We start from the raw sequence: 20931 nt of genomic DNA on the forward strand, positions 1-20931 counted from the left end.
TTGAGTCTGCCCTGGAGGCCGTGCCTGAAGATTTACGGGCGGCGGTGCGTCGCTATTGGTCGGATTTCGGGACCGTGCTGGCCGCCGGCGAGACGTCGGCGGGCGAATTCGATCCGCCGTTTCTGGATCAGCTCTGCCGGGTGTGGGCCGGCAGCGAATTTGTGGCGCAGCGTTGCGTCTCCCGCCCCGGCCTGTTGCTGGACCTGGTGCACAGCGGCGACCTGCAGCGGTGTTACGGGACGCCCGTCGACGAGCTGACCGCCCATGTCGGGCAGGCCATGCAGGCGGTGACGGATGCGCAGACCCTGGGCGTGCAGTTGCGGCGCCTGCGCCAGCGGGAGATGGTGCGTATCGCCTGGCGCGACCTGGCCAGGCTGGCCGATGTCAATGAGACCATGGCCGACCTTTCGGCGCTGGCCGATGCCTGCATTCAGGGGGCGTTGGACTGGTTGCAGGCGGCCTTGATCACCCAGCAGGGCGAGCCCCGCGATGCAAGCGGTGAGCCGATGGGCATGCTGGTACTGGGCATGGGCAAACTGGGTGCCGGCGAGCTGAATTTTTCCTCCGACGTGGATCTGATCTTCGCCTATCCGGAGGATGGGGAAACCGACCGCGGCAAGCCCAATGAGGTATTTTTCAAACAGCTGGGGCAGCAACTGATCCGCGCCCTGGACGAGACCACCGGCGAGGGTTTCGTGTTTCGCGTCGATATGCGACTGCGGCCCTTTGGCCAGAGTGGCGCGCTGGCGAGCAGCTTTGCGGCGCTGGAGAATTATTATCAGGCCCATGGCCGTGACTGGGAGCGCTATGCCCTGATCAAGGTGCGCGTGGTCGCCGGCGATCCGCAGGCGGGGGCGCGGCTGTTCGAGATCCTGCGCCCCTTCGTGTTCCGCCGTTATCTCGATTACGGCGCCTTCGAGGCGCTACGCGAGATGAAAAAGATGGTGGAGTCGGAGGTCCGGCGTCGCGGCATGGCCAACAATGTCAAGCTGGGCTCCGGCGGGATTCGCGAGGTGGAGTTTATCGGTCAGGCCTTCCAGCTGGTGCGCGGCGGCCGCGAGCCCGATCTGCAGCGGCGCGAGATCCAGGCCGTACTGCGCTGGCTGGGCGAGCAGGATTACCTGCCCGCCTATGTGGTGGAGCAGCTGTTGACGGCCTACGCCTTTTTGCGCAACACCGAACATCGGATTCAGGAATACCAGGATCAGCAGACCCACCAGCTGCCCGAGGATGAGCGGGGCCGGCAGCGCCTGGCCTTCGGTATGGGCTTTGCGCACTGGGATGAATTCCTGCCCGTGCTGCGCGGTCATATGACCCGGGTGCACAGCCACTTCGAACAGGTATTTGCCTCGCCGCAGACGGGACATGCCCAGGTCGATGAATCGGGCCTGAGCCGCCTGTGGCTGACCCCGCCGGAGCCGGAGGAGGCCCTGGGCATCCTGCGGGCGGCGGGTTATCGGGAGGTCGAGGTGCTTTATGCCCGTCTGCAGGCGTTCCGGACCGGCCGGGGTTACGCGGTGTTATCACCTACCGGGCGCACCCGCATGGACCGGCTGATCCCCCTGTTGTTGGGGGCGGTCAGCACCCTGGAAGAGGGCAAGGTGGTGCAGGGCGAGGCGCTCAGTGACACGACCCTGTTGCGGGTGCTGTCGCTGATGGAGACCATCGCCAGTCGCACCGCCTATATCGCCCTGCTCAACGAGCACCCCATGGTCCTGTCCCAGCTGGTGCGCCTGTGTGCCGCCAGCGCCTGGATTGCCCAGCTGCTGGCGCGCCACCCCATCCTGCTGGACGAGCTGTTTGACCCGCGTAGTCTCTACTCGCCGCCCGCCCGGGCGGAGCTGGAGGCCGACCTGCAGCGCCAGTTACAGCGCTTCCCGGCGGACGATCTGGAGCAGGCCATGGACGCCCTGCGACAGTTCAAGCAGGCCAGCGTCCTGCGGGTGGCGGCGGCCGACGTGGTCGAGGCCGTGCCGCTCATGGAGGTGAGCAATCACCTCACCGACATCGCCGAGGTCATCGTGCAGGCCGCGCTGGAACTGGCCTGGCAGCACCTGCTGGAGCGCCATGGCCGACCCGCCTGCGTGGCCGGATCGCAGACCGAAAAGGGCTTTGCCGTCGTGGCCTATGGCAAGCTCGGAGGACTGGAACTGGGTTACGGCTCGGACCTTGATCTGGTGTTTCTGCACGCCGCCCATGACCAGGCGGATGCTCTCACCGACGGCCCCCGGCCCATCGCCGACAGTGTATTTTATGCGCGCCTGGGGCAGCGCATCATCCACATTCTGACCGCGGTGACGCCGGCCGGCGTGTTGTATGAGGCGGATCTGCGACTGCGGCCCAGCGGCGCCTCCGGGCTGCTGGTCACCAGCCTGCCGAGTTATGCGAGCTATCAGCACCAGCAGGCCTGGACCTGGGAACATCAGGCCCTGGTGCGCGCCCGGGTGGTGGCAGGTGATGACGGCCTGCGTGCCGAATTTGAGGCGCTGCGCCGCGAGGTGCTGATGCGGGTGCGTGAGACGGAGACCCTGCGCCACGATATCGTGTCGATGCGCGAGCGCATGCGGGAGACGCTCGTGCAGCAGAAAGACGGACAATTTGACCTCAAACAGGGTCGCGGCGGTATCGCCGATATCGAATTTATGGTTCAATTCGGGGTTTTGAATTGGGCGCATAAAACCCCGGCGCTGACCACCTATACGGACAACATTCGCCTGCTGGAAGGCTTCGCCCAACAGCTGACGGAGGCCGATTTTCTGACCGCGGAAGAAGCGGCCGCCCTGGCGGAGGCCTACCGGCGTTACCGGGCGGAGGTGCACCGGCGGGCCCTGCAGGATCAGAAGGCAGTGGTGGCGGATGACCAGTTTCTCGCCGAGCGCCGGCAGGTCACCGGACTCTGGCGCAAGGTGTTTGGGTCGGTCGCATTGGATGAAAAGCATGAACATGAATAGGAGAAAGCAGTATGTCGATGGATGATCGCGATGGCGTCATCTGGGTGGATGGCAACCTGGTACCCTGGCGCGAGGCCAAGGTGCATGTGCTCACCCATACCCTGCATTACGGCATGGGCGTATTTGAAGGCGTGCGTGCCTATCATACGGACAGCAAGGGCCCGGCCATTTTTCGGATGCAGGCGCATACCGATCGCCTGTTCCGTTCCGCCAAGATTCTCGGCATGGACATGCCCTTCGATAAGGCGACCATCAATGAGGCGCAACGTGCCGCGGTGCGCGATAACGGGCTCAGCAGTGCCTATCTGCGGCCCATGTGCTTTTACGGCTCCGAGGGCATGGGCCTGCGCGCCGACAATCTCAAGACCCACGTCATGGTGGCGGCCTGGGAATGGGGTTCTTATCTGGGTGCCGAAGGCATGGAGAAGGGGATCCGCATCAAGACCTCGTCCTTCACCCGGCACCACGTCAACGTCACCATGTGCAAAGCCAAGTCTAACGGTAATTACATCAACTCGATGATGGCCCTGCAGGAGGCCCTCACCGACGGCTATGACGAGGCCCTGTTGCTGGACGTGGACGGCTTTGTGGCCGAGGGCAGCGGCGAGAATATCTTTATTGTGCGCAATGGCGTGATCTACACGCCGGAGCTGACCTCTGCCCTGGAAGGCATCACCCGGGAGACGATCCTGGTGCTGGCGGCCAAGCTGGGTTATGAGGTGCGCGAAAAACGCATCACCCGGGATGAGGTGTATGTCGCGGACGAGGCCTTTTTCACCGGCACCGCCGCGGAGGTGACACCCATCCGTGAGCTGGACAATCGCGCCATTGGCAACGGCGGACGCGGCCCCATCACTGAAAAATTACAGACCCTGTATTTTGACGTGGTGCATGGCCGTCACGCCGATTATCAGGACTGGCTGACCCCGGTGGCGTAGCGGGCCGATGACCCATAACAAGATGGCAATAACACGGCTTTTGAGGGAGAGGGGAGTATGAGTCAGACACAGGGCGTCACCGAGATTCCGGCCAATGCGGAAAACCACTATGAGGTCAGCCGTGCGCAGCTGCCACTACACTGCCCCATGGATGGCATGAGCCTGTGGAATTCGCACCCCAGGGTCTATCTGGCCATCGAAAAGACCGGCAAAGCCAAGTGCCCGTACTGCGGCGCCGAGTACACCCTGAAAGACTAACTATTGTTAGAAGGGGGATTGATGATCCCTCCATCTCATTCAACAACCTCATATGACCGATAACGCCGCCCCCCAGACCGCGCCCCACAGGCTCACCCACGCCTGTGGCGCGGCGCTGGTGTTTCTGTTTCCTGTACTGATCCTGGTGTTGCGTCCGGCCGACGGCCTGGGGCTGGGCCTGCTGGCGCTGGCCGGTTTCTGGGTGGCCTACCAACAGCGCGGCGGCGGCCAGGCCAGTCGCGAAGAGAAGCTGCTGTATTTTGCGGTGGGCCTGTTTTTTCTCACCGCCCTGCTGGTCACCCTGCTCGGGGGCATCGATCACAGCGGCGTCAAAAAACTCGGCAAGTTTGCCCGCCTGCTGCTGGTGATCCCGGCCTATGTGTTTTTGCGCCGCGCCGGGGTGAGCCTGGCGGCCCTCTGGTACGGGCTGGTGGTGGGCGCGCTACTGGCCGCGGCGGTGGCGCTGTTTGAGGTCTGGGGCAAGCCGCCCGGTTTTCGCGCCAAGGGGATTACCCATCCGATCATCTTTGGGGATATCGCCCTCATTACCGGGGTGATGGCCCTGGCCGGCCTGGGCTGGTTCCGCCAGCGCGCCCGCTGGCAGGTGGTACTGCCGTTATTGGCGGCGGCCTGCGGTCTGCTGGCCAGCCTGTTATCCCATGCCCGCGGCGGCTGGGTGGCGATCCCCTTTCTGGGCCTGGTGTTCCTCTGGTATGCCCGGGCGCGGATTCCGGTCTGGCAACGGTGGTCGGCGGTAGCCTTGTTGGTGATTGTGGTGGCGGGCGCCTATTTTGTGCCCGCCACCGGCGTACAGAAGACCGTGGATCGCACCACCGCCAACCTCAGCAGCTATTTCCAGAGCGAGATCACCAGTCCTGCGCGCGGCACCTCGGTGGGGACACGTCTGGAGATGTGGCAGGCGGCCTGGCAGATCTATCTGGATAATCCGCTAGTGGGCGTGGGTTGGGGACACTATCAGGAAAATGCGCAGGCCCTGGTAGATGCCGGCGTACGAAATAGCTCGGCCGCAGCCTGGGGACATCCACATAACCAGTTTTTCGCGACGATGGCCAATGGCGGCACGCTGGCGCTGGTGGCGATCTGGCTGCTGTTTCTGATCCCCGCCAAACTGCTGGTCGATGGGCTGCGGCGTCAACCCGATCTCGATCAGCAGCGCCTGGCCCTGGCGGGCCTGCTGCTCATCGTGGCCTACATGTGTTTTGGTTTCTCCGAGGCGATCCTGGAACGTGATCGCCCCATCAGCTTTTTCGCCTTTTATCTGGCGGCCATCTTTGCCGCCATCCAGACCCGACGCCAGCAGGCCCGGCGCGCACCGGTGCAGCGTCAGCAGAGCCTGTCGGTTACCATCATCGCCCAGGATGAGGCGGACCGCATCGAACCCTGCCTGCAGTCGGTGGCCGGCTGGGCGGACGAGATTATCGTGCTGGACAGCGGTTCGTCGGACAACACCGTCGAGATTGCGCGGCGCTACACCGATAAGCTATATGAAACCGACTGGCCCGGTTATGGCCCGCAAAAACAGCGCGCTCTGGAAAAGGCTAACGGCAACTGGGTACTCTCCATTGACGCCGATGAGCGTGTTTCACCTGAATTGCGACATGATATCGACGCCGCCCTCAACCACAACCCGGACTGCGTGGGCTATCGCACGCCCTGGGCGGTGATGGTCTATGGCCACCGCATGGACTTTGGTCGCAGCGCCCGCGCGCCCCTGCGCCTGTTCCGCCGCGAGGGCGCGCGGTTCACCGATGCCCAGGTGCATGAGCACGTGGTGTTACCCAAGGGCCGGGTGGGGGCGCTGGAAGGACGCCTCTATCACTACACCCATCGCAACTACGGCCACGCCCTGCAAAAGAGTGCCAAGTACGCCTGGCTGGGTGGACAGAAGCGATTTGCCGCCGGCAAATGGGGTGGCGGACTGCTCATCGCCGCCCTGCGCTCGCTGTGGAATTTTATCCTGATCTACTTTTTACGCCTCGGCCTGCTGGACGGCCCTGTGGGTTTCCTGGTGGCCGTCACCTATGCGCAGGGGGCGTTTAATAAATATGCCGCCCTGTGGACCCTGCGGCGGGAAGCGCGGCTGGCGAAAAAGGCCGGATAGTCATGCGGCGTAATGCCCTTCGGTTATTGCGCCTTAACTGGGCTGTAGGAGCCGAGCCCCCTCGGCGATTCAACCTCAACAATTTCACCAACCCGACCCATCGGCCAGAGGGCTGGCCTCCTACTCAGCATCCATCACCTCACCACCACCAATAGCCCAGTTTGCGGCGCGTGCCGAGGCGGCGTCCCAGGTTCAGCGGTTTGCGTCGGAGCCTGCGGTAGTCGTTGGCCAGAAATGCCTCCGTGGCATCCAGTACCCGTTCGCTGGATTTACCGTCGCGATAGGGGTGTAGCCAGTCGGCATACTTCCTGATCTCGCTCATCAAATCGGCGGGGTGGGTGAGCGCCTGCTCGATAGCCGCCTCCAGCTGGTCGGCCTGCTGAATGTCTACCAGGTGCGGCCCCGGGTTGCGGTGCCGGCAGGTGACGACGGGGCGGTCCTGCAACATGAATTCAAACACCACGGAGGAGGTGTCGGACACCATCACGTCGGCGGCCTTCAGCAGGGGGATGATGTTGTCGGTGTCGATGAAGGTGAGATTCGGGCCCTCCAGTGCCCGGTAGGATTCGACGATCGCCGGGTCCATTTTCGGGTGCAGGTTCACCAGCCAGTGCCAGTGGCCGGCCTCGGCCAGCCGGGCAATGGTGTCGTGCAGCCGGGGCGCGGCACTGAGGCGGTGGCTGAAGGTGGAGGTGTAGAGCACGATGGGTTTATGGATGCCCAGTTGTTCGCGCAGGCCGGGCTGGTGGTCCTGCCAAAACAGCGGATCCACCTTGGGCCAGCCGGTCTCGATGGCGCGAAAGTGGCCGTGCTGCTCGGCGAGTTGCTGAAACCGGGCGGTGGTGCTGGGGCCCTGGGTGCAGTAGAGATCGAACCAGCCGCGGATGCGAAAATGCCCGACCTGTTCGTCGCGCTTTTCGGCATTGAAGCCGTGAAACAGCTGCACCTTCGCGCCGGGAAAAAAATCGGGCACCCAGTTGCTGGCGACGAACACCGCATGTGGCTGGTAGTCCATCACCTCGGCGACGGTCTTGAGCTGTCGCTCGTCGGCGCGCAGATGTTGGTCGCTGACGCCATGAACAAACCACGCCACCTCGTCGCCGCGGGCGCGAATCGCCTCCTGTACGGGGCGCACAATGGAATAGCCATAGAGTTTGCTGACGAAGAGTAGGTAGCGTTTCATAAGCCAGATCAGGGTTGGGGGTGCTATTATACACACGCCTTGGTGTGCGCAGCGTGTCGTAAGGCCGCTGGCAGCCCGGTACACAGGCTCCGGTTTTTAATCACAATCAGCAGAGCGACTGACGTCAACCATGAATCTTATTATTCTTGCCGCGGGGCAGGGCAAGCGCCTGTACCCACTCACCAAAGATACCCCCAAGTCGCTGCTGGATCTGGGTGATGGCACGACGCTGCTGGATCGACAGCTGGAAAACGCCATCGCCAGTCATACCCTGCACAAGGTGTACGTGATCACCGGCTACCTCAGTGAACAACTGGAGGCGAAGCTTGATGCCTATCGGGAGCAGGCGGAGATCGAGGTGGTGTATAACCCCTATTACGACGTATCGAATAATCTGCTGTCGTTATGGTGTGCCCACTATCTCATGTTGGACGAGGACTTCCTTGTCTCCAATGGTGACAACATCTACAAGGCCCACGTCTACGATCAGGTGCTGGCGGGCGATCACCAGGCCATCCAGCTCACCATCGATCACAAGGACCATTACGACGAGGATGACATGAAGGTGCGCATGGACGATCAGCGCCAGCTGTTACAGGTATCAAAAAAGATCGATCCCGCCGAGGCACAGGCGGAATCCGTGGGCCTGGTGATGGTGCGCGGTGCCGAGATGCGCAGGCGCTTTCATGACAAATTGATGCAGATGGTGAAGCAGCCCGAAAGCCGGGATGCTTTCTGGTTGGAGCTGTTTAATGCGCTGGTGGCTGACGGGCAGACGGTGAGCACCTGCGAAATCAGTCACGACGACTGGGGCGAGGTGGATTTTCATCCCGACATCGAGGCCATGCGCAAGGCGGTATTCAACCGCATTTTCTGACCCGGTCACCCGCCTCTCAGGGCATCTGTGAGTGGGCCGCGGCGGGTGGCGGCGTAAAACCAAAGGCCTGCAGATAGGCCTGACAGCTGGCGGCCTCGGTGTAGCGCGCGGCCGCGGCCTGTAACCGCTCTGCGGTCGGCGGTACCTTTAGGGTCTGTTGTATGGCCAGGGCCAGGCCAAAAAAATCCCCCACCGGCACCAGCCGACCATGTTTGCCATCCTCCAGGATCTCCCGTGCGCCGCTGGGGCAGTCTGTCGATACCACGGCGGTGCCCAGCGCCAGGGCCTCGATGAGCGCATTGGGCAGGCCTTCCCAGGCGGAAGACAACACGTAGATCGCCGCCTGCCTCAGGTAAGGGTAGGGATTCTCGACATGACCCGGCAGGGCCGCCACCTCGTCCAGCGCTAGCGCGTGAATCAGGCCCTCCAGCTGGGGGCGCAGTTTGCCTTCACCCAGGATCAGCAATCGGCAGGGCATGAGTTTGTGCACGATGGCGAAGGCGCGAATCAGGGTGGGCAGATCCTTTTGCGGATTGAGCCGGCCCACGCCGAGGATCACGGGTGGCTGGCCGGCAGCGAACCACGGGTGGCTCAGGGGCTGTTGGGCGAGCTGTAACAGGTTCTGGGTGACCACCGGATTGGGGCAGACCCTTACCTTGTGGTGATCCAGGCCAGTGAGCCGGGAGAAGTCCTCGGCGACCCCCTCGGAGACGGCGATCACCCCGTCACAGCGACTATAGTGACGACGCAGGCGGTACAGGCTGCGTTGACGGGTGATCACGTGTAATTTGGCCAGCTCGCTGGAAGAGTGGTTGTGCAGGCGGGCATAGATGCGGGTCGTGGTGCCGGCGATACGCCGCGCCCGTAAGGCGAGCAGGGTGTTGCGTGCGGTCGGGGCCACAAAGGCCTCGGGCCGGGCCTGTCTCAGGTAACGCACCAGGCTGGGCAGGCCGGTCAGCGAGTTGGTGCTGTTGAGCTTGATCACCCGCACCGCGGGATCGAGCTGGTGGAGGTAGTTGCTGCCGGTGCGCAGCAGCAACACGTCCACCGCCAGCCCCTGCCTGACCAGGCCGTTGCTGAGATTGGTGATGTTGCGCCCGCGTCCGCCCATGGCCAAGTCGGTGGCAATAAAGGCAATGCGTTGTGTGGTATGCACCGGCTATCCCGCTCCCTGGAATAACTGTTGTTCGGATTAACTTTCAGCCTTCCGGGCGTTGTCCGGATACTCCTTATGCAGGCTCCGCCTGATTATTAAAGATCAAGATCGTCGATTTTCCAGTAGATAATCGACGATCCGCTGCGCGACCTTGCCGTCGCGCTGTCCCATGATCTGATCGGCGTAGGCCAGGCGTCGGGCGCGCAACTGCTCCGGGTGCTGCATCTGCGAGTCGACGATGGCCTTGAGGTCTTTGAAGCGTTTGGCGTGCAGGGCGATGTCCTGATACTGCTCGGTGCTGGCATCAAGCCGTTTTCGCAACCGAAAGCGGAACGGCCCACGGTAGCTCCAGCGCAGGCGCACGAAGTCACACACGATCACCGGCTTGTCCAGCGCCGCAAATTCAAAGATGGCGGACGAGGTATCGGTCGCCATCACATCGGCGGTGGCCATGAAGGGGATCAGCGAGTAATCGGTGGGGCGGGCCAGCCAGACGTTGTCATGGCGGGCCCATTGCTGCAGGCGTTTGAGTTGATGGCGATAACGCCTTTTGTTGAGGGTGAAATCGTGCGGCTTAATGAGGATGTTGTATTGCGCAAACTGTGCCGGCCAGTTGCGTCCCATGTTTTCGATGGAACTGGGGTAAAAGGTGGGGGCGTAGAGCAGGGTCTGTTTGGCCGGATCCAGCCCCAGCGCCGCCAGATCCAGTCGCGGCTGCTGCTCGACCGGGCCGAACAGCGGGTCCAGTTTGGCGAAGCCCACCGTCACCAGCTCAACCTCCGGGTAGCGTTCACGAAAAATGGGCAGCCGGGCCGGGCCGGAGACAAAACGCACGTCCACCTCGCCCAGCCCCGGTGACAGCGAGGCGCCCTTGATGCCGGTGCCGGAGCCGTGAAACAGCAGCGCGCAGCGGGTGACCGATTTATCCAGGCTCTTGAGGCCGAGAAAGTCGTTACCGAAGATCACCCAGTCCGGCCGGTCCTGACGATAGCGTTGCAGCGCCGCCGCCTCGTCCTTCACCCAGATCACGGGTAGCTGGTGCTGGCGGATGACGCTGTGCAGCAGTTCGGCCTCGGGCCGCTCATAAAAGACAAAGGTACAGTGTGCGCCGCGGCGCGTGAGTTCCTCATAAACCGGCTGGTATTGCGGTAGATAATAAAGGTGTGGGATGTCGAAATAGACGGACTGCGGCATGATCCTGGGTGCCCTTTTGTGGGGAGGTTTGCTGCGAGGCTGGCGATCGCGGTGTAGGAACGGTATGCAGGCATTGTATACCGCCGCCTTTGCCAGCCGCCACCTCGCAATTCGGGTGCCCAGCGCGTAGAATTTGGCGGAATTTTTCGGCAAACGGTGCCCCCTATTTTGCAAACGCTCAAACCCATTCTGAACAGACTCCCCCAGGCCCGGCTACTGGTAGTGGGCGACGTCATGCTCGACCGCTACTGGAGCGGCGCCACCTCGCGCATTTCACCCGAGGCGCCGGTGGCGGTGGTGAAGGTGGAGACGCGCGATGAGCGGGTCGGCGGGGCGGCAAATGTGGCGTTGAACATCGCCGCGCTGGGGGCGCAGGTGTCGCTGGGCGGCATCGTCGGCCGCGACGAGGCCGCCGAGACGCTGGAGCGGCTGCTGGTCGCCAGCGCGATCCGCAGCCAGCTGCTACGGCGAGACGACTGCACCACCATCACCAAGCTGCGGGTGTTGAGTCGTCACCAGCAGCTCATTCGCCTCGATTTTGAAGACCACTCCCAGAGCGGCGGCGCCACCGAGCTGGCCGAGCAGACCATCGCCGGGCTGGAAGGGATCGACGTGCTGGTGCTGTCCGATTACAACAAGGGCTCCCTGAACGCGGTGCACGAGATCATTGAGGCGGCGCGCGCGGCCAGGCTGCCGGTGCTGGTGGATCCCAAGGGTGAGGATTTCGCCCGCTATCGCGGCGCCACCCTGCTGACCCCCAACCTCGGCGAGTTCGAGGCCGTGGTCGGCCGCTGCGCCGACGACGATGAGCTGGTGGCCAAGGGCGAGGCGCTGCGTGCCAAACTGGAATTAGAGGCTATCTTGATCACCCGCAGCGAGCGGGGCATGACCCTGCTGGTGCGCGATCAGGCCCCGCTGCATCTGCCGGCCCGGGCGCGCGAGGTGTTTGACGTCACCGGCGCGGGCGACACGGTGATCGGCGTGTTTGCCTCGGTGCTGGCCGCCGGTGAGAGTCTGGCCACCGCGGCGACCCTGGCCAATGCCGCAGCGGGCGTGGTGGTGGGCAAGCTGGGTGCGGCGACGGTCTCCGCGCATGAGCTGCAGGCGGCGCTGAACGAGCAGCACAGCGTGCAACGCGGGGTGACCAGCGAGGCAGATCTGCTGGACTTCGTGGCCGAGGCGCGCAGTCGTGGCGAAACCCTGGTGATGACCAACGGCTGCTTCGATCTGCTGCACCCGGGCCACATCACCTATCTGGAAGAAGCGGCCGCCCTGGGCGATCATCTGATCGTCGCCGTCAACGACGACGATTCCGTCTCGCGCCTGAAGGGCGCTAGCCGGCCGATTAACCGGCTCGAAGACCGCATGCACATGCTGGCCGCGCTGTCCTGTGTCGACTGGGTGGTGCCGTTTTCCGAAGACACGCCGCAGCGCCTGTTGTGTCATGTCGCGCCCGATGTGCTGGTGAAGGGCGGCGACTATCGCCCGCAAGAGATTGCCGGCTACGACTGTGTGGTGGAAAACGGCGGCGAGGTACGGGTGCTGAGCTTTAAGCCCGGTTATTCCAGTAGCGACATCATCGACCGTATTCGGCGGGGAGAATAGCGTGAGCAACACCATCATCGAAACCGAAAGCATCGCCAGACTGTTGCAGGATTCCATTGCGGTCAAGCAGGCCGTGCTGTCCGATGCGGCGCTGCTCAAGGCCATCGCCGAGGTGGCGCAGCGCTGCATCGAGACCCTGCGCGCGGGCAACAAGATACTGTTGGCCGGTAACGGCGGCAGCGCGTCTGATGCTCAGCATATCGCCGCCGAGCTGGTCGGTCGCTTTGAGGTGGATCGTCGGGGGCTGCCCGCCATCGCCCTCACCACCAATGCCTCGCAACTCACCGCCATCTCCAATGACTACGGTTACGAGTCGGTGTTCAGTCGGCAGGTGGAGGCCTTCGGCGCCAGCGGCGATCTGTTTATCGGCCTCTCCACCTCAGGTAATTCCGCCAACGTGGTGGCCGCCGCCGAAGTGGCCAGGGCGCAGGGCCTGAGCATCGTGGGCATGAGCGGGGCCTCCGGCGGCAGGCTCGAGGCCCTGTGTGACCTGTGCCTGAAAATCCCGTCGACCAACACCGCGCGCATTCAGGAATCCCATATCACCATCGGCCACATCCTCTGTGCGCAGATCGAGGCGGCGCTATTTTCCTGAAGAGGTGGCGGCTTAACCGGAGACAGACCCGAGGTCTGTGCCCTCGTGCGCACGAAAAATGGCGTCCAGTTTATCGGTGACGTCCTGCACCGCGATACGCGACATCGCCTCAGCGCTGCGCACCCGCTGTCCCCACGGCGCCTCCTGCACGCTTTTCCCCCGCTCTGCCAGCAAGGCCTCGGGGTAGCGGTTCACCACCCATTGCTGACTGAGATACGGTCCGCTGCGTTCGGGATTGGAGGTGACGTAGAGTCCGATCACCGGCGTACCCACCGTGGTGGCCATATGTGCCGGCCCGGAGTCGGGGGTGATGATGGCCGCGGCGCGCTGGATAATCGCCAATAACTGTTTCAGGTTAGTCCGGCCGATGAGATTGAGCAGCGGGTGCCGGGTCTGCTGGCTGATCGCCTCGCCGTAGTCTTTTTCCAGTTGGCTGGGGCCGCCGGTGAGCACCACCTGCAGGCCGTATTTTTCCACCGCATAGTCGGCCACCTGGGCATAACCCTCGGCGCTCCAGTTACGCCAGTTGCGGGCGCGGTTGCTGGAACAGGGGCTGATCACCAGCAGCGGCCGATCGGCGGGCAGCTGTTGGCGAACGAAGTCCTCTGCCTCGGCGGGAATGGGGATCTCCCAGCGGGGTGTGAGATCGGTCACCCCGATCGCCTCGGCGAAGCCGAACAGCCCGTCCATCACATGTTGTCGCGGCCGGGCCGGGATGCGCGCATTGGTGAACAGCCACTGATAGTCCTTGGCCCGCGCCCGGTCGAAACCGAGGCGGATGTCGGTGGGAATCAGCAGGCTGGCGAGGCTGGCGCGCAGGGAGATCTGCATCTGCAGCAGGGCATCGAAGTGCCGGCCGCGCAGCTGTCTGCGCAGCTCGGCATAGGCCCGCCAGCCGCGGCTTTTGTCAAAGATGATAAACTCGATGCCGGGGATGTCCCCTATCAGGCTGGCCTCGAGTCGGCCGATAATCCAGCTGATGCGGGTCTGCGGCCACTGGCGCTGGATGCTGCGCACCACCGGCACGGTGTGACAGATGTCGCCCACGGCCGACAGGCGCAGGATGCACAGGCTGTCGGGTGCGCGGCTAAAGGGCAGTGAGCAGGGCAGTGAGCGGGCTGGCATGGCGGTTGATCGCAGTCTTCTTTTGATTATCAAACGAGGTTTTAAACCGAACCCATGAATCCTACCGAAAAGCACGACGGCGCGCAGCACGTTCTCTATGACGCGGATCAATTAACCACGATTGAGCCGGGTTATTTCGACGCCGCGGCCCTGGCGCGTGACGGTCTGCTGCGCGGCACTGCGCAGGGCCGGGGCACCACGCACTTCGTGGAGATCGCCGGGCTGGATTGCGTGCTGCGCCACTATCGACGCGGTGGCCTGATGGCCGGGCTGCTGGGTGATCGCTACTGGCGCGCCACCCTGCCGGAGAGCCGGGCCTGGCGCGAATGGCATCTGCTGGCGGACCTGTCCGCCCAGGGCCTGCCGGTGCCGGTGCCGGTGGCCACGCGAGTGGTCACCCGGGGGCCGTTTTATCGGGCCGACATCATTATGCAGCGGGTGCCCGATAGCCGCTCGCTGAATCAGGTCCTGCAGGACGGCCCCCTGTCCGCCGCCCAGTGGCAGGCCATCGGCCGCTGCGTTCGGCGCTTTCACCGGGCCGGTGTCTATCACGCGGATCTCAATGCCCACAATATCCTGTTAGGTGGTGCTGTCGCGGTGTGGCTGATCGACTTCGACAGGGGCGAGATTCGCCCGCCCTCACGCGACTGGCAAATGGCCAATCTGGAGCGCCTGCGGCGGTCGCTGGACAAGCTGTCCGGCCTGCAGGCAGCCTTTCACTTCGGGGAGGCCGACTGGCAGCAGCTGATGGCCGGCTGGATGGAATGAGGCCCGTCGACCTGCCCGCCCAGTGCATCCCCCGCTCAGGCGGCCAGCCCTAATACCAGCGCCACCGGTCAAGGGGCGTCGCGTCTCAACCACAGATCCGGGCTAGACTTAATCCGCAGCCTGCATAAAGTGCGCCGCTGAGAGCGGGCGCAATGGCTGAAGGCCGCGGCTTAAGCTGTCAACGGATCGCTGTTGGAGGAGAAGGGAATGACGATCGCCTTTGGTCCTGTCCCATCACGCCGCCTGGGGCGTAGTCTGGGCATCAATAATATTCCGCCCAAGTTCTGCTCCTATTCCTGCCAGTATTGTCAGGTGGGGATCACCCACGGAAAAATCGTCGAGCCACGGGAGTTTTACACCCCGGAGGCAATCTATCAGGCGGTTAGTGCGCAGCTGCAAAGTGCGCAGCATGCCGAGGACCCCGTCGACTACCTGACCTTCGTCCCGGATGGTGAGCCGACCCTGGATGCCATGCTCGGCCAGGCGATCGATCGGTTGCGGCCGTTAAATATTCCCATTGCGGTGATCTCAAATGCCTCCCTGCTCTGGCGTAAAGAGGTGCGCGCGGCGCTGGCGCGGGCGGACTGGGTCTCGGTGAAGGTCGACAGTGTTGCCGAGGCGGTGTGGCGACAGATCAATCGTCCCCATGCGTCGCTACAGCTCAACGCGGTGCTGGACGGCATCCGCCGCTTTGCCCGGCAATTCCGTGGTGAGCTGGTATCGGAGACCATGCTGGTTCGCGGCATCAATGACCATCCGCAGGCGCTGGCCGGGGTGGCCGATTTTCTGCAGCAGCTGGGTGTCGCCAGGGCCTATCTCGCAATCCCCACGCGGCCCCCAGCCGAGCCCGGGATACGCGGGCCGGGCGAGCAGGCCGTGAACCAGGCCTACCAGATCCTGGCCAGTCGTCTGCCCCGGGTGGAATATCTCATCGGTTACGAGGGCGATGCCTTTGCCTACAGCGGTGATGTGCGACAGGATCTGCTCAGCATTACCGCCGTGCATCCCATGCGGGCCTCGGCGGTCAGGGCGTTGCTGTCGCGCGCCGGGGCGGACTGGTCCGTGGTGGAGGGGCTGATTGCCGAGCACCGGCTCAGGCAGGTGGGTTATCTCGGCGAAGACTATTTTGTGAGGGCATTCGCCCCATAGCACGGGGCCTAACCGGAACCGGAGACTGCCCCGTTTTTTCCTGCGGCCCGGCCGCCGCCAGCTCAATACTGCTGGCGGATTTCTGCCTCCACCAGTTCCTGTAACGGTTCATAACCAAAACGCACCAGGGGCTTGCCGTTGACGAAGAAGCCGGGGGTCTTGGTGACCTGCAGCTGCCGGGCATCCTCCATATCCTGCTGGATGCGGTGGGCGATCGTCGGGCTCTGCATGTCCGCCCTGGCCTTATTCAGATCAAGCCCCACACCACCGAGCAGGGTCCACAACCGTTCGGGTTGCGGATTGCCGTGCGAGGCCCAGGCGGGCTGTGACTCATAGCTTGCCTCCAGGGTCTCCCAGAAGCGGTTTTGCAGCCGCGCCGCCTCCAGGATCTTAATCACGTAGTCCGAGCCCTGGTGAAACGGCGTATAGCGCAGCACCAGATTGATCCTGCCGGGATGGGCGGACATCAGGTGCTTCACAAAGGGATGAAAGGCCTTGCAGGTTTCACAGGCGGGATCAAAAAATTCCACGATGGTCACCCTGGCGTTTTTATTGCCGATGGTCGGCGAATAATCGCGGATCAGTAAGGCGGCATTTTTGTCGGCCGTGGCACTGAGCTCCTCGGCCTGCTGTTCATTGTAGATAATGATGGCCACGGCGAAGACGATCAGCAGCAGCGCCGCGGCGATGGGAACCTGGAGGTGTTTTTTCATGATGGCGTCCTGTTGTGCGGGGTGTGGGGGTGCCGGGTCTCGTTTCGGAACATCACCAGCAACGCAATGATCGTGGTGTAGGCCAGGATGGAGAGCATGGGGATGGTGACAAAGCCAAATAGCTGCAGATTGATCTCGGCGCAGGAGGCGTCCTGATCACAGGGCTGCAGACTTTCCGGTATGAAGCCCGAATGGAGCAGATAGTGGTAGACGGCAAATAGCCAGCCGATGATCGCCAGGGGCAGGGCATAACGCACTACGCGCGGGTCCACGGGGAACATGCCCGCCAGCAGGATGATAACCAGGGGATACATGAAGATGCGCTGATACCAGCAGAGTATGCAGGGCTTCATGCCCATCACCTCGCCAAGGAACAGGCTGCCCAGGGTGGCGATCGCCGCCAGCAGCCAGGCGCCGAATAACAGGTTCCAGCCGGGCTGGGCGTGGTCATCGGCTCGTCTGTCGGGCGCCTTGTCGGTGCGCGGATTCATATCGGGAGTCATGATGGGGAGTCTTGCCCGGTGGCAAGCCCGCCGAGCTCGACAATCGCCCGCAGGTATGCCTCCAGCACCGCGCCCTGGCGTGACATCAGCTCTGCGGCCCGGGCGCCATACAGGGCGGCCTTGTCGGGGTGAGTCAGCCAGTCGTTCAGCAGGCCGGACAATGCCTGAGCATCGGCGACCTGTATGGCGGCATCGGCCTGCAGCAACAGCTGCGCCTCATCGGTGAAGTTTTTCATGTGTGGCCCGAACACGATGGGCCTGCCCAGTCGCGCCGGTTCCAGGATGTTGTGGCCGCCGTGGGCAATGAGCGAGCCGCCCATGAAGACGCAGTCTGCGCCGGCCATCAGGGCTTCCAGTTCACCTAGCGTGTCGGCGAGGTAGATCCGGGTGTCGGCGGTGACGGCATCACCACGGCTGCGTACGGCGATCGGCCGGGCGTCGATCTGGTGGAGGATCTCCTCCCGGCGCTGGGGATGGCGTGGCGCGATGACCAGCAGCCGGCCCCGGGTTTGGGTCTGTTGCCAGGTCTGGGCAAGCTGGCGTTCCTCATCGTGGTGGGTGGAGGCGGCGAGCACATAAGGGCGGCCGAGGTCGATGGCCTGCACGCGGGTGCCGGCGGTGCCGGAGAACTTGATATTGCCGAGCATGCGCACCCGTTCGGCAGGCGCGCCTAACGCAATGTAGGCCGCTGCGTCATCCGCCGAACGCGCCAGAATCGCGCTGACACTTTTCAGGCTGAGGGCGTAGAGCGCCCTTATCCAGCCGGCGGCATGACGGGTGCGCGAGGAGAGTCGGCCGTTGACGATAATGAGGGGGATGTGATGCACGGCGATACCGGCAAACAGGTTGGGCCACAGCTCGGTTTCCATGATCAGTGCGGCGCGGGGATTTACCGCGCGCAGGAATCGCCGGGTGGCACCGGGCCAATCCATGGGTAGGTAAAAGTGTTGCACCTCGGCGGGCAGTCGCTGCCGCGCGATGCCGGCGCCGGTGGCGGTGACGGTGGTTACCACCACCGGCAGCTGTGGGAAGCGTTCGCGCAGGGCCGCTATTAACGGTTGGGCGGCGATGACCTCGCCGACGGAGGCGGCGTGTAACCATAGCGGCCGATCGGTGCGGCGTGGCAGGCAGACCCCGAGCCGTTGGCGAAACAGGCGCAGTTGTCCGGCGCGGGCCGCCTGCCAGGCGTTGAAGACGAGGATCAGTGGCGCCAGCAGGCGCAGCACTAAGCGATAACGCAACAGTCCCTGCTTCACGTCGCACCTTCCTTGTTGTGCGGCCCTTGTGGGGCGCGGTGCCGGCGTTTTTTGTCCGCCCAGCCATACAGGCCGGGTTCACCCTCGGGACGCGTCTTGAAGCGCCGGTGCAGCCACAGGTATTGCTCGGGGGTGCGGCGGATCTGCTCCTCAAACAGGGCGTTGATGCGGGTGGCGTCGGCTAGCAGATCGCTGGCGGAATCGCCGCTGGGGAAATTCTCCAGTGCGGGCAGAATGGTCAGCTGATAGCCGCGTCCGTCCGCCCGACGCAGCGGGAAAAAGGGCACCACCCTGGCGCCGGAGACCTTTGCCAGGCGCATGGGGGACTCCAGGCTGGCGGCGCTGACGCCCATGAAGGGGGCGAACAGACTCTGCCTGGGCCCGAAGTCCTGGTCGGGCGCATACCAGCAGGCCTGGTTTTTTTTGAGGGCGCGCAATAGGCTGCGCACATCGTGACGCAGGATGGCGGCGTGGAAATGCCGTTTGATGTTGTGGCGCATGACGATCTCAAACGGGAGATTCCGCTGTCGCCTGTACATCACGGCCAGGGGTTGTTGCGGCGCCAGTAGACGGGCGCCGAGTTCCAGGCAGGTAAAGTGGGCGGTCAGCAAGATGACGCCGTGGCCCTCGGCCAGCGCGGCCTGCAGATGTTCCAGTCCGTCAATGTGGCGCAGTCCGGCCAGCCTTTTGTCGCTGCCCCACCAGGCCAGCGGGGTTTCCAGAAACGAGATGCCCACCGAGCGAAACACGCGCCGACACAGCTGCTCGCGCTCGGCCTGGCCGAGTTCGGGAAAGACCAGCGCAAGATTGGTCCGGGTGATGTGGCGTCGCTTGGGGGCCAGGCGATACAGCAGGGCGCCCAGCGGGATCCCGAGTTTCACCAGCAGGGGGTAAGGCAGGTGGATGAGCAGCCACAGCAACGACAGGCCAAGCCAGGTCGGCCAGTAGCGGGGGTGCAGACTGCGAAGGAATTGGGATGTGGGCGAGGGCTGTTTCACGTACCAGAAACCGTTGGGGTCGGCCCGCTATTATGCCATGGCCCGGGGGTGACGGGCAGCTGGTGTCGGTGTGCGGCGCCCGGCTGCTGCGGAATGTCGATGCGGGCGTTTAGCGCAGCCAGTCGCTGACGGTCTTCAGGTTCTGGGTGGTCAGAGAGCCGGCGGCCTGCTGCAGGCGCAGGGTGTCCAACAGGTAGTTGTAGCGTGACTGGGAGTAGTCACGCTGCGCACTGAACAGGTTGCGGCGGGCCACCAGCACGTCCACCGTGGTGCGGGTGCCGACCTCGTAACCGGCCTCGGCGGCGCGTAGCGCGCTCTGGCTGGAGACCAGCGCCTGCTTCAGGGCCTTGACGCGGCTGATGCCGGAGATCACGCCGCGATAGGCGTTGCGCACGGTGCGCTGGGTGGAGCGTCGGGCCTGCTCCAGGGCCTGTCGGCTTTGTTTGAGGAATTCACGGGCCTGGGTGATGCTGGACTGGGTGCGGCCACCACTGTACAAGGCCAGATTGAGCGATAGCGTGGCGGTGGTGCTGTCGGTGTCGGTGCCCGCGATAAAGCGGTCGCTGTCGGTATCGCTATGCACCAGCGACAGGTCGACCGTGGGGTAGTGGTCAGAGCGCTGTGCGTTGACGTTTTCCTCGGCCTGTTCGGTGGCCTGCATGGCCGCCAGGAGGTCGGGGTTTTGCGTCAGGGCCAGCTCGGTCCAGTCCTGCAGATCGATGGGGGTGGGCGGCACCAGCGGCATGTCCTCGCTGAGGGTGTCGAGGCTGTCGTGATAGCGGCCGGTGATCTCGCGCAGGCTTTCGCCGGCGGCGTCGAGGAGGTTCTGGGCCTCGATGGCCTGGGCGACGGAGATATCGTAGGCGGCGCGGGATTCATGCACATCGGTGATCGCCACCAGGCCGACATCAAACCGCTGCTGGGTCTGGTCCAGCTGGCGGGCATTGGAGCGTTTTTCGGCCTCGGCGAACTGCAGATTATCCTGCGCGGACAGCACGTTGAAATAGGCGCTGGCGACATCCACGATCAGCGCCTGTTCGGCACCGCGGAATACGGCCTCGGCCTGGGCGACGGCGCTTTTGGCGCTACGACGCTGGACAAAGCTGCCATGCTCGTAGATCGGCTGCCGCAAGGCCAGCGAGTAGCTGTTGTAGGCATCGATCGATGAATCGAAGTCTTCCGTGTGGCTGGCGCTGGCGCGCAGTGACGGCAAAAAGTTGGCCCGGCTCTGTGGCAACGCCTCCTGGGCGGCCGCCAGGCCGGCCTCTGCCGCCTTGTATTGCGGGTCATTACCCACCGCCAGGCTATGAATGGCCATCAGCGATTCGCTGTGCGCGCTGCTGGCGATGAGGCAGAGGGTCAGCCCAAGGCCGAGATTAGCGAGGCGGTTGCAAGGGGTGGTGTGGCTACTGGAAGTGGGCATTGTGTCAGTTGATCCGTTGAGGTATCGCATGCTGAATCCTGTGGGCTAACGTCATTGCTGGATTGTCGCGGGCGTCGTGTATGAGGCCGATGAAACGATAGTGTGGCTATACGTGTG

At 63.7% G+C, this 20931-nt stretch carries 18 protein-coding genes; 9 read left to right on the top strand and 9 right to left on the bottom strand.

Going from position 1 to position 20931, the window contains the following annotated elements; translation table 11 throughout:
* Positions 1-20 precede the first annotated feature (20 nt).
* From glnE to RRB22_00235, 4 genes are read left to right on the top strand one after another with little or no spacing between them, the layout of a single operon-like run.
* A complete protein-coding gene (gene glnE / locus RRB22_00220) occupies positions 21-2951 on the top strand; it encodes a bifunctional [glutamate--ammonia ligase]-adenylyl-L-tyrosine phosphorylase/[glutamate--ammonia-ligase] adenylyltransferase (protein MDT8382817.1) in 2931 nt (976 codons plus the stop codon).
* 11 nt (positions 2952-2962) lie between these two features.
* The gene (locus RRB22_00225) at positions 2963-3889 is read left to right on the top strand and encodes a branched-chain amino acid transaminase (GenBank protein ID MDT8382818.1); all 927 of its coding nucleotides are present in this window, start codon (positions 2963-2965) and stop codon (positions 3887-3889) included.
* Positions 3890-3946: 57 nt separating this feature from the next.
* Positions 3947-4147, top strand: coding sequence for a zinc-finger domain-containing protein (locus RRB22_00230; GenBank protein MDT8382819.1), 201 nt, complete (start codon positions 3947-3949; stop codon positions 4145-4147).
* 52 nt (positions 4148-4199) lie between these two features.
* Entirely contained in the window at positions 4200-6269 is a 2070-nt protein-coding gene (locus RRB22_00235) for an O-antigen ligase family protein (GenBank protein ID MDT8382820.1), read from the top strand.
* Positions 6270-6408: 139 nt separating this feature from the next.
* Here RRB22_00235 and RRB22_00240 read toward each other — a convergent pair whose 3' ends face one another.
* Positions 6409-7452, bottom strand: coding sequence for a CDP-glycerol glycerophosphotransferase family protein (locus RRB22_00240; GenBank protein ID MDT8382821.1), 1044 nt, complete (start codon positions 7450-7452; stop codon positions 6409-6411).
* 130 nt (positions 7453-7582) lie between these two features.
* On the opposite strand from RRB22_00240, the gene RRB22_00245 reads away from it, so the two are divergent.
* Positions 7583-8329 (top strand): sugar phosphate nucleotidyltransferase, encoded by a 747-nt coding sequence (locus RRB22_00245; protein ID MDT8382822.1) that lies wholly within the window; start codon positions 7583-7585, stop codon positions 8327-8329.
* A 16-nt stretch (positions 8330-8345) separates the two neighbouring features.
* On the opposite strand, the gene RRB22_00250 is transcribed toward RRB22_00245, so the two are convergent.
* On the bottom strand, positions 8346-9485 hold the full coding sequence (locus tag RRB22_00250) for a glycosyltransferase (protein ID MDT8382823.1): 1140 nt from the start codon (positions 9483-9485) through the stop codon (positions 8346-8348).
* 102 nt (positions 9486-9587) lie between these two features.
* Complete coding sequence (locus RRB22_00255; GenBank protein ID MDT8382824.1) at positions 9588-10679, bottom strand: CDP-glycerol glycerophosphotransferase family protein; 1092 nt, start codon at positions 10677-10679, stop codon at positions 9588-9590.
* A gap of 168 nt (positions 10680-10847) precedes the next feature.
* On the opposite strand from RRB22_00255, the gene hldE reads away from it, so the two are divergent.
* Positions 10848-12284, top strand: a complete 1437-nt coding sequence (gene hldE, locus RRB22_00260) for a bifunctional D-glycero-beta-D-manno-heptose-7-phosphate kinase/D-glycero-beta-D-manno-heptose 1-phosphate adenylyltransferase HldE (protein MDT8382825.1) — start codon at positions 10848-10850, stop codon at positions 12282-12284.
* 1 nt (position 12285) lies between these two features.
* Entirely contained in the window at positions 12286-12879 is a 594-nt protein-coding gene (locus RRB22_00265) for a D-sedoheptulose 7-phosphate isomerase (GenBank protein MDT8382826.1), read from the top strand.
* Positions 12880-12891: 12 nt separating this feature from the next.
* Here the strand turns inward: RRB22_00265 and RRB22_00270 are convergent, their stop codons facing one another.
* The gene (locus RRB22_00270) at positions 12892-14004 is read right to left on the bottom strand and encodes a glycosyltransferase family 9 protein (protein MDT8382827.1); all 1113 of its coding nucleotides are present in this window, start codon (positions 14002-14004) and stop codon (positions 12892-12894) included.
* A gap of 54 nt (positions 14005-14058) precedes the next feature.
* Here RRB22_00270 and RRB22_00275 point away from each other — a divergent pair, with 54 nt between their 5' ends.
* Both RRB22_00275 and RRB22_00280 read left to right on the top strand, forming a co-directional pair.
* Entirely contained in the window at positions 14059-14772 is a 714-nt protein-coding gene (locus RRB22_00275) for a 3-deoxy-D-manno-octulosonic acid kinase (protein ID MDT8382828.1), read from the top strand.
* 207 nt (positions 14773-14979) lie between these two features.
* Complete coding sequence (locus tag RRB22_00280) at positions 14980-15921, top strand: radical SAM protein (protein MDT8382829.1); 942 nt, start codon at positions 14980-14982, stop codon at positions 15919-15921.
* A 62-nt stretch (positions 15922-15983) separates the two neighbouring features.
* On the opposite strand, the gene RRB22_00285 is transcribed toward RRB22_00280, so the two are convergent.
* The 5 genes from RRB22_00285 to RRB22_00305 form a co-directional block, all read right to left on the bottom strand.
* The gene (locus RRB22_00285) at positions 15984-16634 is read right to left on the bottom strand and encodes a thioredoxin domain-containing protein (protein ID MDT8382830.1); all 651 of its coding nucleotides are present in this window, start codon (positions 16632-16634) and stop codon (positions 15984-15986) included.
* Positions 16631-17137 (bottom strand): disulfide bond formation protein B, encoded by a 507-nt coding sequence (locus RRB22_00290; protein MDT8382831.1) that lies wholly within the window; start codon positions 17135-17137, stop codon positions 16631-16633. The genes RRB22_00285 and RRB22_00290 overlap by 4 nt, the downstream gene beginning before the upstream one ends.
* Positions 17134-18393, bottom strand: coding sequence for a 3-deoxy-D-manno-octulosonic acid transferase (locus RRB22_00295; GenBank protein ID MDT8382832.1), 1260 nt, complete (start codon positions 18391-18393; stop codon positions 17134-17136). The genes RRB22_00290 and RRB22_00295 overlap by 4 nt, the downstream gene beginning before the upstream one ends.
* A complete protein-coding gene (gene lpxL, locus RRB22_00300) occupies positions 18390-19391 on the bottom strand; it encodes an LpxL/LpxP family Kdo(2)-lipid IV(A) lauroyl/palmitoleoyl acyltransferase (GenBank protein ID MDT8382833.1) in 1002 nt (333 codons plus the stop codon). Before lpxL ends, RRB22_00295 begins: the two co-directional genes overlap by 4 nt.
* Positions 19392-19500: 109 nt before the next feature.
* Positions 19501-20814 (bottom strand): TolC family outer membrane protein, encoded by a 1314-nt coding sequence (locus RRB22_00305; protein MDT8382834.1) that lies wholly within the window; start codon positions 20812-20814, stop codon positions 19501-19503.
* Positions 20815-20931 lie beyond the last annotated feature (117 nt).

The sequence above is a fragment of the Gammaproteobacteria bacterium genome (assembly GCA_032250735.1).
In the GTDB taxonomy this organism is placed as follows: Bacteria; Pseudomonadota; Gammaproteobacteria; order SZUA-152; family SZUA-152; genus SZUA-152.

Bases quoted from the DNA above. Each gene is read 5' to 3' on its own strand.
- RRB22_00225 (MDT8382818.1), top strand. From the start codon at position 2,963: ATGTCGATGGATGATCGCGATGGCGTCATCTGGGTGGATGGCAACCTG.
- RRB22_00230 (MDT8382819.1), top strand. From the start codon at position 3,947: ATGAGTCAGACACAGGGCGTCACCGAGATTCCGGCCAATGCGGAAAAC.
- RRB22_00235 (MDT8382820.1), top strand. From the start codon at position 4,200: ATGACCGATAACGCCGCCCCCCAGACCGCGCCCCACAGGCTCACCCAC.
- RRB22_00240 (MDT8382821.1), bottom strand. From the start codon at position 7,452: ATGAAACGCTACCTACTCTTCGTCAGCAAACTCTATGGCTATTCCATT.
- RRB22_00245 (MDT8382822.1), top strand. From the start codon at position 7,583: ATGAATCTTATTATTCTTGCCGCGGGGCAGGGCAAGCGCCTGTACCCA.
- RRB22_00255 (MDT8382824.1), bottom strand. From the start codon at position 10,679: ATGCCGCAGTCCGTCTATTTCGACATCCCACACCTTTATTATCTACCG.
- RRB22_00270 (MDT8382827.1), bottom strand. From the start codon at position 14,004: ATGCCAGCCCGCTCACTGCCCTGCTCACTGCCCTTTAGCCGCGCACCC.
- RRB22_00275 (MDT8382828.1), top strand. From the start codon at position 14,059: ATGAATCCTACCGAAAAGCACGACGGCGCGCAGCACGTTCTCTATGAC.
- RRB22_00280 (MDT8382829.1), top strand. From the start codon at position 14,980: ATGACGATCGCCTTTGGTCCTGTCCCATCACGCCGCCTGGGGCGTAGT.
- RRB22_00285 (MDT8382830.1), bottom strand. From the start codon at position 16,634: ATGAAAAAACACCTCCAGGTTCCCATCGCCGCGGCGCTGCTGCTGATC.
- RRB22_00290 (MDT8382831.1), bottom strand. From the start codon at position 17,137: ATGACTCCCGATATGAATCCGCGCACCGACAAGGCGCCCGACAGACGA.
- RRB22_00305 (MDT8382834.1), bottom strand. From the start codon at position 20,814: ATGCCCACTTCCAGTAGCCACACCACCCCTTGCAACCGCCTCGCTAAT.